General features: G+C 47.5%; 15 protein-coding genes. 3 read left to right on the plus strand and 12 right to left on the minus strand.

Annotated features, from left to right (window positions below; all coding sequences use genetic code 11):
• Positions 1–27 precede the first annotated feature (27 nt).
• From HDCHBGLK_RS04880 to HDCHBGLK_RS04935, 12 genes are all read right to left on the minus strand, one after another.
• Positions 28–504, minus strand: a complete 477-nt coding sequence (locus HDCHBGLK_RS04880) for a hypothetical protein (RefSeq protein WP_227035916.1) — start codon at positions 502–504, stop codon at positions 28–30.
• 280 nt (positions 505–784) lie between these two features.
• Complete coding sequence (locus HDCHBGLK_RS04885; RefSeq protein ID WP_004606600.1) at positions 785–2278, minus strand: peptidoglycan DD-metalloendopeptidase family protein; 1494 nt, start codon at positions 2276–2278, stop codon at positions 785–787.
• Positions 2279–2501: 223 nt separating this feature from the next.
• Entirely contained in the window at positions 2502–3710 is a 1209-nt protein-coding gene (locus HDCHBGLK_RS04890; protein WP_004606601.1) for a BTAD domain-containing putative transcriptional regulator, read from the minus strand.
• Between the two features lie 264 nt (positions 3711–3974).
• On the minus strand, positions 3975–4592 hold the full coding sequence (locus HDCHBGLK_RS04895) for a V-type ATP synthase subunit D (protein WP_004606602.1): 618 nt from the start codon (positions 4590–4592) through the stop codon (positions 3975–3977).
• A 37-nt stretch (positions 4593–4629) separates the two neighbouring features.
• Complete coding sequence (locus tag HDCHBGLK_RS04900) at positions 4630–6018, minus strand: V-type ATP synthase subunit B (protein ID WP_004606603.1); 1389 nt, start codon at positions 6016–6018, stop codon at positions 4630–4632.
• Positions 6019–6032: 14 nt separating this feature from the next.
• Complete coding sequence (locus HDCHBGLK_RS04905; protein ID WP_044941794.1) at positions 6033–7844, minus strand: V-type ATP synthase subunit A; 1812 nt, start codon at positions 7842–7844, stop codon at positions 6033–6035.
• Complete coding sequence (locus tag HDCHBGLK_RS04910; RefSeq protein ID WP_009248364.1) at positions 7798–8385, minus strand: V-type ATP synthase subunit E; 588 nt, start codon at positions 8383–8385, stop codon at positions 7798–7800. The genes HDCHBGLK_RS04905 and HDCHBGLK_RS04910 overlap by 47 nt, the downstream gene beginning before the upstream one ends.
• A 44-nt stretch (positions 8386–8429) precedes the next feature.
• The gene (locus tag HDCHBGLK_RS04915; RefSeq protein ID WP_004606606.1) at positions 8430–8738 is read right to left on the minus strand and encodes a V-type ATP synthase subunit F; all 309 of its coding nucleotides are present in this window, start codon (positions 8736–8738) and stop codon (positions 8430–8432) included.
• 1 nt (position 8739) lies between these two features.
• Positions 8740–9174: an ATP synthase subunit C gene (locus HDCHBGLK_RS04920; RefSeq protein ID WP_004606607.1), complete on the minus strand. Its 435-nt coding sequence runs from the start codon at positions 9172–9174 to the stop codon at positions 8740–8742.
• A gap of 28 nt (positions 9175–9202) precedes the next feature.
• The gene (locus HDCHBGLK_RS04925; RefSeq protein ID WP_004606608.1) at positions 9203–11143 is read right to left on the minus strand and encodes a V-type ATP synthase subunit I; all 1941 of its coding nucleotides are present in this window, start codon (positions 11141–11143) and stop codon (positions 9203–9205) included.
• Positions 11140–12186: a V0D/AC39 family V-type ATPase subunit gene (locus HDCHBGLK_RS04930; RefSeq protein WP_004606609.1), complete on the minus strand. Its 1047-nt coding sequence runs from the start codon at positions 12184–12186 to the stop codon at positions 11140–11142. Before HDCHBGLK_RS04930 ends, HDCHBGLK_RS04925 begins: the two co-directional genes overlap by 4 nt.
• A gap of 3 nt (positions 12187–12189) precedes the next feature.
• Positions 12190–12501: a hypothetical protein gene (locus HDCHBGLK_RS04935; protein WP_004606610.1), complete on the minus strand. Its 312-nt coding sequence runs from the start codon at positions 12499–12501 to the stop codon at positions 12190–12192.
• Between the two features lie 203 nt (positions 12502–12704).
• Here HDCHBGLK_RS04935 and trmB point away from each other — a divergent pair, with 203 nt between their 5' ends.
• The 3 genes from trmB to HDCHBGLK_RS04945 are packed head-to-tail and all read left to right on the plus strand — an operon-like array spanning position 12705 to position 13910.
• Positions 12705–13373, plus strand: coding sequence for a tRNA (guanosine(46)-N7)-methyltransferase TrmB (gene trmB / locus HDCHBGLK_RS04940; protein ID WP_039909636.1), 669 nt, complete (start codon positions 12705–12707; stop codon positions 13371–13373).
• 46 nt (positions 13374–13419) lie between these two features.
• Entirely contained in the window at positions 13420–13557 is a 138-nt protein-coding gene (locus tag HDCHBGLK_RS18910) for a hypothetical protein (RefSeq protein WP_004606612.1), read from the plus strand.
• 29 nt (positions 13558–13586) lie between these two features.
• The gene (locus HDCHBGLK_RS04945) at positions 13587–13910 is read left to right on the plus strand and encodes a thioredoxin family protein (protein ID WP_009248367.1); all 324 of its coding nucleotides are present in this window, start codon (positions 13587–13589) and stop codon (positions 13908–13910) included.
• The last annotated feature ends 52 nt before the right edge of the window (positions 13911–13962 follow it).

Consider the following 13962-nt stretch of genomic DNA (forward strand, 5'->3'; position numbering starts at 1 on the left):
CCAATTCCATCATAATTGCACGTTTTCTCAACTCTTTACAAATGTCTCGTTACCCGACTCGTCGTCTTTATCATTCAACGCTTCGTCTATCAGCTTAATCAGTTCCAGTGCTGACCGGAACGCAACCGTCTTGTCCTCATCGACCCAGGTAATTAGTCCCTGCCAGCTACTATGCTGCCTATGCTGTACGCGGATAATAAAAGTGCCGGCATCTCCGTGATTCTCTAATATGTCCTCTTCTCGCATAACCTTTATCATCCTTTCTTCTCGTTCTGTCTTTTTTCCCGATATACGGAATGTCTTTTCATCTGTCCCAGGAAACGGGAATCCCAATCTGTCAAAGAAGCCTTCCAAATAGACGATCATCTCTTCCATGCCTGAGATGTGTATTGCCTCTTTGCTGTATGCATGATAAATCCGGCCAATCGTCTCTCCATTCAGCCGCTTATCCACGCAGAGAATAACTCCGTTCGGAGAACCGATGTAGTATGTTCTTTTCCCCACCGTTGTTTCTTCTTTCTATTATTTATTAAGGTGTTCCCAACCAGGCATTTCGTAAAATTTATCTCCGGCCGCTATGCGCTTTTACCTTTCGTCTATCTTAGCAGACGCACAGACAAAAGAACCGACAAAATTACATGTGAAAAAAGGATTTTTGTATAATATTCATTGACTTTAATATAGCAAGCTGATAAATGGTTTCGGAATGCTCGATCTATCCCCGCTCATTAGAGGAGAAGTTCTTCCGGTGATGGCTGGTTCCGGAAGAACCTCAGACGAGTTGCTAAAACCCCAGGTACAGGCCGGGATCGATTGCCACCCCATCTTCTTCCACCTGGAAGTGTAGATGGTTGCCTGTAGAATTGCCTGTCGTGCCGGACAGCCCTATCTGCTGCCCTTTCTCTACTTTCTGTCCTTCTTCAACATATATTTTGTCATGGTGCATGTACTTGGTGACCAGCCCATCTCCATGGTCAATTTCAACCATAATCCCGGCCGTCCCCATCTCTCCGGCTAATGTTACTGTTCCTGACGCTGCTGCATAGGTTGGGATGTTATAGGTACCTGTTCCCATATCAATGCCTTTATGATATGTGCTTGCGCCTGCCTTTGGCATGCTTCTTGGTCCGAAGCCGCTAGTCAAGGTCGAGCCGGGACACGGATTTACAAACGTCCCCAAAAGCCCGTCAAACTCATCCAGCGTCATGCGGTCGAGCCTGTATAGATCATATCTCTCCATCTGCCCGATCAGGCTCTGACTATACTGAATATCGGTTGCCCAACGGCTGCCCACCTTTATGGCAAATGTATTGGCATCTTCGACACCAAAAGTCAGATCCTTATATACCTCTTTTAATAGTTCCGTTCTGTCTTCTATACATTCCGTGTAAGTGTTATACACACGGAAACCGGAAGTAATCATATAAGCGGATCCGTCACTGGCCTGCTCGCAGGTACGCATGCCTACGCTGCCCGCAGGTCCTGTTCCTTTGATTCCAAACAGATTATTATACTGGTATGCCAGATAGGATAAGCCTTTCCCTTCTTCCCCTCCCGGTCCGTACTTGCCGAATCCGGATTCCTGAATAATCTGGGCAATCGTCACAGATGCGGGATAACCTGTCTCATCCTGGCACTTTAATGCTCCGATTATCATCTCCTGGGTAATGAAGGATGGGAGATTATCTAGCGGAATCTCCACGTTATACTTTATCTTCTCCCGGTCGTCCGAGAACTTCGCGGAAGGCCTGTAGTTTGCTATGCCCTTTCCTCCCCCGTTTATCCTTGGCTGTACTTTTATATTTCCACTTCCAGAAGGGGCTTGCCCGGGCACTTCTGTTCCTGCCCCGCCCCCTGGCTCTACTCCTGCATCCGGCTTTTCTGGTCTCGTATCCTGGCCAGGTATCTCCCCCGTCCCGGCGCCGCTTCCTTCATTTTCTTCCGTCCCGGAGTCGTTTCCTTCATTTCCTTCCGTCCCGGTGCCGCTCCCTTCATTTCCTTCCACCCCGGAGCCGCTCCCTTCATTTCCTTCCACCCCGGAGTCGCTTCCTTCATTTCCTTCCGTCTGCCCGCTTGTCGTCTTCCCTGCCGTGCTTCCTTCATCAGGCCACACTGGCATATCTTGCGATTCATCCAGCACGCCCGAGTCTCCTTGGCTTATGCCTTCTGGCTCTTCTTGTGCTGCCTGCGCCACATTCGCAGCATAATTGCCGGGAATCTGGGTTCCAATCAGGCAGACGGTAAGGCCTAGAATGGCTGACACCTTCTGTAATTTCATATATTCTTCATCTCCTCGCCGCTTTGTCTTTCAGCATTATCCCATATAAATCTTGATTCTAATGCCATCATAGCAAAGCGTTAATCAAAGGAAGAATCAAAAATCAACCGTTTTAAAGGAGATTTTGACTTTTTTTATTGATTTCACTTTTCAGGCAGAAAAAAAGCCCCGGCTTCTCGTAATAACGAGGAGCGGAGCATTAAGAATGCGCCTTGCACATATATTATTCAATTTCACAAGTCACGCTGCTTACATAGTATTGAACCCCAGTACGCTGCCTCCCAATCAGAAAATTATTATTGATCCGCTTCTGAACCACGGCACAGTTCTCAAGCGTCGTATTAACCAGCAGCACCAAGTACTGGCCTTTTCCATACCGGTTGACCGCGTCTCCGTGGCGGATAGATGTGCAGATCGCATCACCCAGACGGCGGGATAACTCTTCCAACTGTTCTCCGTCCTTCATTGGGTTTCCTTTGCTGTCAATAATCGTGCATAGCATCAGGTAGATGGACTGGCCTCCCCGATCCATCATCCGGGTCACCATGCGGTATATTCCCTGGAATATAGGATAGGAACACAGATATCCACCGTATATATCCGCTCTGGATTCGGCAAGTTCTGTCTGTATCTTGTCAAGCATTCCATAGGGATGCAGCATCTGTTCTCCTAATTGATCCAGCGAATCCATTAACTTCTGCGATGGGCGGATGCCTCTTTCTTTAAAGTAACGGTCAACGGTCTCTGCATATAAACTGCCTGCTTCCTCATATCTGCCCATTCCGATCAGCGCCTCCATAGTAAGACTCTCCCAGTCGGAAAACGGCACAATACCGGACGCATATGTACCTAACTGCTCTAGTTGCAGGTAGTCCTGCCTGTTCCGGAGTATCTCTGCTGCCTCCTCCACGCATTGGCAGAACTGCTTTCTGTATCTCCTTGCTTCTGCGGCAGCCCACATGACACCGGCGTACATAGATAGGAATTCCCCTGTGTAACAATGGCATGCCTCAAGTAGAATTTGAAGTTTGGCATTTATGTCCTTTTCTTGCTGCGCTTCCTTGTACAGGCGGTCGAACTCTGCAGCATCTTCAACAACCAGTATATTATCGGTCCAATAGAACACGCCCTTTTCCATCCGAATATAATTTGCTGTTGGAAGACCGGCTTTTCTCAGTTTATTCTTAGCATTATAGATAACACTCTGCATTGTGTGATGGACATTCTTGATATCTCGGTCTCCAAACAACATCTCTTCCAAACTTTCCCTGCTGACTCCATTTTTCCGGTTATGCAATAGAATCTGCATCATATACGTAAATTGCGTCTCGCTTACCTTATTTCCCAATACAGATTCCCCAGCATAAATCATGGAAAAACTGCCAAACATCTTTACGTATAATACATTGTCTTTACTTTTTTTCTGTTCCATTGGCACATCCCTTTTCAACTATTTTCCAATTGAGGCATCATTTTAGTATACTTTCCTAATGAATAGTATCATTATAACTAATTTACGGGAACGTTGCAATAAGTTGCGTACACCTATATCCATATAGTCAATGATTATCTATCAAATGACGAAATTATTACTTTTTTTGTTTACCATTCCTGTCATTTGGTGCATATTCCTGATGCAGAGTCAAAAAAGAGACGGCCTTTTGTCCATAGACCGTCTCTTTCATCAATGTGCTTCTTATTTGCCCTGCATTTTCTTTATAACCTTCAGCCGCGTGAATTCTTCCCTTTCCTTTTCTTCCAGCGCGTTATTGATCGTATATACCAGATTGCTGTACATAGGAATAGTAATATTTTTAAGCGCATTGGCACGCTTCTGGGTCTTCTTGATATTCGTCGCCAGCCGGTATGCCGCGTTCTCGACCATCGACAGCTTGATGGTCAGATCCTTTACCTCCCGGAACGCCTCACGGACAATATCAATAGACTCATGCGTCGTACTGAATGCATAGGTCAGGTCATTCTGCTTCGCGTCATACTTCACATATGGTATCTCCGTCCCCATGATGCTGCGGGTCTGGATCCGGATTGAATCCTCGATGGGGACGGTAAATGCCAGTTCCTGAACCTTGCTGATTCCATGCTCTATATTGGCTCTCTGCAGGCATGCATAGGCCTTAGTAAAGGTAGTATCGATCTGTTCCTGTATATCTTTGGCCTCATCTATCAGGCTCATCAACTCTTTCAGCAGAATGTTGCGCTTCTTATCCATCAGGTCATATCCCTGGTGGGCAAGGGCAAGCGAATTCTTCGCAAGCATTAAGTTTCCTTTGGTTGGAAATTCCCGGGGATCCATATACCGACTTCCTTTCTGTCAAAATATCGCTTTATCCTTAAGCCTCCTGCGCCTCTTTTGGATAATATTTGTCTATCAGTTTTGTATCGATACGATCCAGTTCCTCTTTTGGTAGTAGCCCTAAAAGCTCCCACCCAAGATCTAGGGTATCCTGAATTGTACGGTTCTCGGTAGGGCCCTGGCCGATATAGCGGTGCTCGAACTCCTCTCCAAACTTCAGATACTGCTTATCAATAGGCGACAGTTCATCCTCACCGATAACAGAAGCCAGATTCCTGGCCTCGCCTACTTTTGCATAAGCAGAGAAGAGCTGGTTTGCCAGATCCTGATGATCTTCCCTCGTGTAGCCTTCGCCGATCCCATCCTTCATCAGACGTGAAAGGGACGGAAGGATGCTGATGGGCGGATAGATGGCCTGGCCATGCAGGTTCCGGTCCAGAACCACCTGTCCTTCCGTAATGTACCCGGTAAGATCAGGAATCGGATGGGTAATGTCGTCATTTGGCATGGTCAGGATCGGAAGCTGGGTCACCGAGCCGTTCGCCCCTTCTACAATTCCCGCACGCTCATATATGGTGGCCAGCTCGCTGTACAGATAACCCGGATATCCCTTTCTTGACGGAATCTCTCCCTTCGAGGAAGACACCTCCCTCATCGCCTCCGCAAATGAAGTCATATCCGTCAGGATGACCAGGATGTGCATATTACACTCGAAAGCCAGATACTCGGCAACCGTCAGCGCCACCTTCGGCGTGATCAGCCGCTCTACTACCGGATCATTGGCCAGGTTAAGGAACATGCAGACGTGGTCCGACACGCCGCTTTCCTCGAAAGTCTTCTGGAAGAACTCGGCGACATCATGTTTTACGCCCATCGCTCCGAATACCACCGCGAACTCTCCTTCTGCATTATCTCCCAGCGATGCCTGCTTTACTATCTGCGCGGCAAGCTGGTCATGAGGAAGGCCATTTCCAGAGAATATTGGCAGTTTCTGACCACGGATCAATGTCGTCAGCCCATCAATCGCAGATATACCCGTACGGATATAGTTCCTCGGATATTCCCGGCGAACCGGATTCAGGGGCAGCCCGTTTACATCCCGCCTGTCCGTCGAGGTAATCGGCCCCAGCCCGTCAATCGGCTCCCCGATTCCGTTAAACGTACGCCCCAGCATATCCGGCGATACCGCAACTTCCATCGGATGGCCGGTCAGTTTCGTATGGGTATTGGTAAGAGACATATTCTCCGTCCCTTCAAATACCTGTATAATAGCCTTGTCTTCGTCCAGTTCTACGATACGGCCCATCTTTCTCGTGCTGCCTTCTACCACAAACTCTACAATCTCGTCGAAAAAGGCATCCTGTATTCCTTCCAAGACAACGAGAGGGCCGTTAATATTGCTTAATCCAAGATATTCTATTGCCATGTCCGCTCCCTCCCTTATGCATTCTTCTCAATCACGCGATGGTAGAAATCATCAATATCCTTTTTATATAGATCCAGCAGCTGCAGATTGTCATTCGGTACATCGTACTTGATAGCAATCACTTTTTCATATATGCCTTCCGCCTTCAATACCGACATTGGCATTCCCATAGCCACCAACTGTCTGGACTTCTTATACAGATACAGGATTACATCCATCATCTTGAACTGCTTCTCCATGGACACGCAAGTATCGTCCTTGTGAAACGCATTCTGCTGCAGGAATCCCAATCGGATGACCTTGGCAATCTCAAGTACCAGCTTCTGGTCATCCGGAAGAACGTCCCCTCCGATCAGCTTTACAATCTCCATCAGGCTGCTCTCCTGATTTAGAAGAGCCATCAGGCGATTCCTGTAATCTACGAACTTCGGCGATACATAATCTGAGTACCAGCCGCTTAAGTCATTCAGATACTCGCTGTAACTGGACAGCCAGTGGATTGCCGGAAAATGCCTGGAGTAAGCCAAAGTTTTATCCAGCCCCCAGAAGCACCTGACAAATCGCTTCGTATTCTGCGTAACCGGCTCGGAGAAGTCTCCGCCTTGCGGGGATACCGCGCCGATAATAGATACGGATCCGGTCGACCCATTCAGCGTCTGCATCATTCCTGCCCGCTCATAGAACGCAGAAAGACGGGATGCCAGGTATGCCGGGAATCCTTCTTCTGCCGGCATCTCTTCCAGACGTCCGGACAGTTCTCGCAGAGCCTCCGCCCACCTGGAGGTAGAGTCCGCCATGATCGCCACGTCATATCCCATATCCCGGTAGTATTCCGCCAGCGTAAGCCCTGTATATATAGACGCCTCGCGGGCCGCCACCGGCATGTTGGACGTATTGGCGATCAGCGTCGTCCGGTCCATCAGCTGGTTGCCTGTTCTGGGATCCACCAGCTGGGAGAATTCTTCCAGAACCTGTGTCATCTCGTTGCCACGCTCGCCACATCCGATGTACACGATAATATCTGCGTCAGACCACTTTGCGATCTGATGCTGGGTCATCGTCTTTCCCGTTCCGAATCCCCCGGGGATTGCAGCTGTACCTCCTTTGGCGATCGGGAACATGGTATCCAGTATTCGCTGGCCGGTAATCAATGGCACGCTGGCCGGATATCTGTGATGTACCGGCCTGGGAACGCGGATTGGCCACTTCTGCATCATGGTCAATTCCTTCCTGCTGCCATCCAATAGTTCCATCGTCACGATCACGTCATTAATTGTATACTGGCCATCCGAGACAACCGAGATTACCGTACCTTCCATGTCCGGCGGCACCATACATTTATGCAGGATCGCATGCGTCTCCTGAACCTCCGCGATTACTGTACCTCCATGTAGAACCTCGCCTGGCTTCACGGTAATGTGGGTATCCCATAATTTCTGCGTATCCAGGGAATCTACGCTGACGCCTCGGGTAATGAACGCTCCGCCAGAATCGGCAATCTTCTCCAAAGGCCGCTCAATACCGTCAAATATATTGTTCAAGATACCGGGAGCAAGCGTAACTGATACTGCGGCACCCGTTGCCTCCACTTCTTCCCCTGGCGTAAGGCCGGAAGTTTCCTCATATACCTGGATTGTTGTCAGATCCTTATCCAGGGAAATGACTTCGCCTACCAGTTTTTCCTTTCCCACATATACCATCTCTGACATCTTGAATCCAGTCTTGCCTTTCAGATAGATAACGGGGCCATTGATGCCGTAGATCTTTCCAGTCTTTACACTATTCAACTCCCGCACCTCCCTTAAATACGAATTTATGGTACTCATTGTCTATCGCGCCCTTGAATGCGCGGTCGATCAGAATATTGCGCTCATGAATGACTGCGCGCACCCCTCCGATAAAATCCTCTTTGCTTATGGTCAGCGTCATGCCGGTATGTTCCTCCAGATACTCCTTTTTATCGGCATCCGTAGGATTGATATATATAGTCATAGCTTCCCCGCCCGCGAATCTTGCAGCCTTCTCAATGTACGCAACCAGAAGATGCTTATAATCTTCCGTCTTCATATACTCCTGCACCTTTTCGTCAACTTCCAGGAACAGTTCTTTTTTCAATTCTTTCTGAGTCTTGCTCAATTCCCTCTTAAGTTCCAACTGAGCCTTGGACATCGCCATATTCAGCTGCTGACTGGCATTAATGCCTTCTGCTTTTATCCGGGTCTCCGACTGGCGGAGTGCTTCCGCCCTATGCTGCTCGAACACGCCCTCTAAGGCATCTTCATGCTGCTTCATAATGGCATTGCCTTCGGCTCTTGCCTCTTGCATGGCGGCATCCTTAAGATGTTCGATCTTCTGTTCTAACGTCAAGTGTGTCACCTTCTTTTATTGGAATAGGTTTCCCTTTATAATCATTACAGTTTCAGGCCAATTGCCTCATTTACATATGAAGTGATAAAATCTTTCTTACGTCCGGTTCCGTGCCTGTCAGGAATCTCAATCAGAAGCGGCATGGTACGTTCCAGCTTAATCTCGTCAAGCAGATCGGGAAACTCTCTTCCGAACTTCTCGGTAAGCAGGATAATTCCCACCGTCTTGTCGTTCATGGCATTTTCAATGGCTCCCCGCAGTTCGTTGCGCTCATGCACTACGACGCCGTCCACTCCAGCCAGCCGCATTCCTGTCAGGGTATCGATATTATCACTGATCAGATACATCTTCATATTACAGTTTACCCAGGATCATGAAGGAGATGATCAGTCCGTACAGACATACACCTTCTGCAAGACCTACAAAAATCAGCGACTTACCGAGCGCGCTTGAATCTTCGCTGATAGCGCCAAGAGCCGCGCTGGCGGCGCTGGCAACGGCTATACCGCCGCCTACGCAGGACAAACCGGTGGACAGCGCAGCAGCAAGGTAGCCGAATCCTGTAGCATTAGAAGCAGCAGCCTGGGCCGTATCCGCGGCTTTTACCGGATCGCCGGCGAACATCATGATGGCCGCTATAGCGAAGGCCCCGAAGTAAAAGAATGCGTTCGCCCCGATGGCGCGTTTATACCGCTTCTTTGTCTTCTCCCCAATGAGAAAATAGCCAAATGGAATGATGATGCCAAGCACCAGTGTTGCAATAAGTAAGAGTTTTACCGTTAATGTCATGATTGATATCCTCCTTGTAATTGGATTATTATTTTTCTTTTTTATGATTATTGAATGGCTTGAATTCCCGTCCGCTTCCTTTATAGAACCGGCTGAACATCTCATAGTATTCCAGGCGCAGCACCTGTATGCCCACGATCAGGCCTTCCAGTCCGCATACGACAATATTGCCTATGATGACTCCGATCCAGTTCGGGCTTCCATCCTGCGCCCCGGACAGCATCAGCACGACTTCCATGATCGCGGCATGACTGACTGCGAATGCCCCGATACGCACATAGGAAAGGGTGTTGGAAAAGTAGCTGAGCATCGTCTCAAACAATTCGAAGAATCCCTGTACCAGGAACATCCCCTTGCCCTCTTCCAGCTTCTTATGGTTACGCGTCACCAGATTGGTAAGCGGCTCTTTAAATAGAAACAGTAGGATAGGGATTCCAAGGAATACCACCATCATGATATTGCCCGGCACCTTATGTCCAGTCATATAAAGGGCTACCGTCAGTACCAGAAATCCATAGAATACAAGTCCAGCGATCCCATTATTCGAAAACCAAATATTTTCCGTATCATGCGCCCGTATGGCATTGATGACATGGAACAGCATTACCAGAATATTCAGCGCCATGCCAAAGGCGATCGCCACGATGAATACGGTGTTCAGCTGGCCGATGAACGGCAGATTCGTCATTGCATCCACAGGCCTTAGCCATATGGCTGGCAGAACATCCTCAAATCCAAATACGCTTCCAAACATGAACCCAAAAAACGCAGAAAAGATTCCGGCTATGGAAATGATTCCTGCAAGATTCGCTTTTTTCATCAGGTAGACGAGTCCTCCTATAACGAACAGGCACAATCCCTGGCCAACATCTCCGAACATAGCCCCGAAGATAAAGGTATACGTCAGGGCTACAAAGACCGTAGGATCCATCTCGTCATGGGCCGGAAGTCCATACATCCGTATAAACATCTCAAAGGGCTTGAAGAACTTAGGGTTCTTAAGCTTTGTCGGCGGATCTCCAAAGAACTTCTCCCGATCCTCTTCCACTACCACGAACACTTTGTCATCATTTTCAGACTCCTTCAAGAACGCGGCTACATCTGCTTCTCCCATCCAGCCGCAGAGGATATAATAGTCCTCCTTATTGTCTCCTTCTTCCAGCCTCGCTGCCATCTTCCTGACATCAAAGTTATTGGAGAGTTCCTCCAGCCGCTTCTGTGCCCCTAACAGTTTGGAGGCATGGCTTCTCATCAGTTCCTCGATCTCCTTGTCCACTGCATCGATCTTCTCATTCGTGCTGTCGATATCCTGCTGCAGGCTTTCGCAAGCCAGCGAGGGTGTCCCGATATATTCACCGGAAATGGATATCCGCTCAAAGTGAAGGGAATTGAACACAGAATCTACTCTGCTTGCCTCCGTATTCGACACAAAATAGCATCCATAGACGAAATTCTCGTTTCGGATTCCCTCCAGGAATACGGCATTGAGATCCTCAAACAAATATTTCTCCAGCTTCCTATAATAATCAACGCCGATCCGTCCGAACCGTATCTTCATATACCGGTACCTGAGCGCCTTATGAAGATCCAGTTCCAGCGGCCTGAACGGCTCCATTACGTTTAACTTATCCTTCAGTTCATCCCTGCTCTTCTTAAGCAGTTCTTTCTTCTCCTGCAGTTCCAGATATTCATGGTTGATCTCCCGGATCATGGCAATCATCTCATCCTGGGTCATCATGGAATCCGCCACTGCATCGCTTGGGGGCAGAAGGGCGGCAAACTGTTCCGCCTTGGCCAAGGACTCCTTGTAAGGATTGACTTCCACAAAAGGCAGCAGATTATCTGTCGTCTTAAGTTCTGTGACCGCGTTTTCGAGCTGCATCTCGTATTTGGACAGGTATACGTCGCAGACGCGGTCAATATCCGTCCTGGGTCCGCTGATGCTCAAAAACTTCATCTTTACAATCATTGAATTACACCTCCTAAGTATCCTAACGTTTCTCTTGAAGATAAGCCGTAACGGATACATTCAAGGGCTGTTGTTAGTTTATATATCTCTTCTTCCTTTAAAAATAAGTAGGTATTTATCGTAGCAATAGAATACGGATCGCGCCTGCGGTCAGTAATATACAGATGCATAAGGCATTCCTTATACATCTGCTCCAGAGTCTTGCCTTCCATATGCTGATACTTTTTTGCATAATACGTCTCTTCCAGCTGATGCTCGAATTCCTCCAGCGTCGGGGCCTCTACAAGTCCCTTAAACTCCGCAACGCTTAAGCGGTACTGGATCGGTATAGTCAGGGAATAGATATCCGGAGGCAGCATATGATAATACTTTTTCGCCCGGTAGATCCACTGGACATTCAGCAGGTCGATCTTCGTGCCGTAATCCCTTGTTAAAAGTTCCTTTTCCTTGTTCTTCAGAATCTTTTTCTGCTTTCTCCACATGGTGGAAAAATAGTATAAGTCCAGAGCCAGATTATAGTCGAATAAAGTGGCCGCATTAGAATCTCTCAGTTTCTTAAGCGGCGCATAGTATTCCGTATCCTTCAGGCTATCCACCAGTTCGTCTATGTTCTTGGCCGCGATCATCTTGTCGATGGAAAGTTTTGAATACTTGTCAAAGAATTCCTTTTTATAATCCAGATCAAACGGCTTATCATAATGGTTAAATACAATCCGCAGGCAATAGTTAATCAAGTCAATCTCATACCGTTTCCAGTACACCTTTAAGAACTTCTTCTGCTCCATCCCTGCAAAGCGGAATATCCTTGTATAGTCATCATACAAGGACTGGTACAGCACCTTCTCCACATGCCTTCTATGATACAGGGAGATGTCCATCTGATTCATATACTCCGCATAGGCAGGCTTTTCTTTCAGATAGTCGATTGCCTCCGGCACGCTTCTTAAATTGGCAATGTTCTCAAAATCCTTATCGGTAAGGAGCTTCGCCTGCATAGCCCGGATCTTTGCAACGATCCCGCTATATGACATTACGTTCCCCATGATCTACACCTCTATAATATGCTTTAAAATCTCCTGGGCATATGCGCTATGATTCTCTTCATATTCCTTCCTCAGATTGTCAATTGTGGAGCGGTTCTTCTCCCGCTGCTCCTCTAGAATCTGATCCATCTTCGCTTCCGCCTCTGCCCGGATCTCATCCAGCCTCTTCTGCGTCTGAGCCTCCAGATCCTTGTCGAACTGGTCTCTCTTTGCCTGAATTTTCTTCTCGATCCCATACTTCTGGGCTTCTGCATGTTCTACGATTGCTTCCGCCGTATTCTCGATATCAGACAGTTTCTCAATAATAGAGTCCATATGCCCCTCCGTTCCTGCTTATTTGCATATATCTATACTTATTCTATAATAATACTCCTATTTATTTAAATTACCATAGTCAATTTTAACAAAAATCTTCTTTATTACAAACCCTAAACCAGCTCTTTCCCACATTGACTTTTTCCCCTCAAGAAGATACACTAGGAAATATGCATAAATGCTTGAAAACAGGAGGTATACACATGCGCCTTAGAAATATTCCCCGCGCGCAGAGCGTTCTTAGCCAATGCGCGGAAGTCATAAAGAACGAGACAGAGCACAAAGGATCCTGGCAGGAAATATTTGGAAACAGCCATCCGATCCACATTGAGATTGGCATGGGAAAGGGAAAGTTTCTCTTGAGCCTTGCTTCGCTCCATCCGGAGATCAACTACATTGGAATCGAGCGATATTCAAGCGTTCTTCTGCGGGCGGTGGAAAAGTTTCAGGATGTTGCTTTCGGCACCGAGGTTTCTCGCAATATCCGCTTTCTTTGTATGGATGCCCAGGATATCGCGGATGTATTCGCCCCCGGCGAAGTTTCCCGCATCTATCTGAATTTTTCCGATCCATGGCCTAAGGCAAGGCACGCAAGAAGGCGCCTCACTTCCAAAGAATTCTTCGAAAGATACGACCAGGTACTAGCCGAAGATGGCTCCGTCGAGTTTAAGACGGATAACCGTCTGCTATTCGATTTCTCCGTTGAGCAGCTGGGCGAATCATCCACCTTCGAACTTGCCAGCTGTACCTATGACCTTCACCATGACGAATTCATGAGCCAAGGTAATATTATGACGGAGTATGAGGAGAAATTCTCATCTCTGGGCAATCCCATCTGCAAGTTGATCGCAAAAAGGAAATCCCCGGCATAGGGCTGCATATATTAATAAGGAAGAACTTGTGTCTGGAAGTAAGCATATGGGACGTAGAAACAAAAAGGGCATGAAGCACAAAATATGTGAATTCACTTACCGCAGAAGAGGGCTGAACCAAAAATTGTCCTGTCTGAAAAAGTCTATGGATGAGGTGTATCACACATTGAATCCCAAGTGCTGATTACAGATCCTATAAGAAAGGCTGATACTATGCTACATTTAACAGCAGGAAATTTTGATGCAGAGACTAAGCACAGCCCGCTTCCGGTAGTCGTCATGTTCTATGCCGTCTGGTGCGGCAAATGCGCTATGATGAAGCCAATCGTTGAGGAAATCGAACCCAGGTACCGTAATAAAGTACGGTTCTGCGAGGTGGAAATCGATGAATCCCCCCTTCTTGCCGCCAAATACGATGCGGATATTGTTCCCACATTCGTATTTTTCCAGAATGGCAGGCTGCTTGGCATCATGCAGGGGATTATCGACGAAGTCCAGTTCGAGCAGAGACTACAGAAAATCTTTAGAAATAGTTAAGGCATATTTTCTTTGCAAATATAGCCGGATATGTTATATTAGGGGAGATAAA

The sequence above is a fragment of the [Clostridium] scindens ATCC 35704 genome (genome assembly GCF_004295125.1).
In the GTDB taxonomy this organism is placed as follows: Bacteria; Bacillota; Clostridia; order Lachnospirales; family Lachnospiraceae; genus Clostridium_AP; species Clostridium_AP scindens.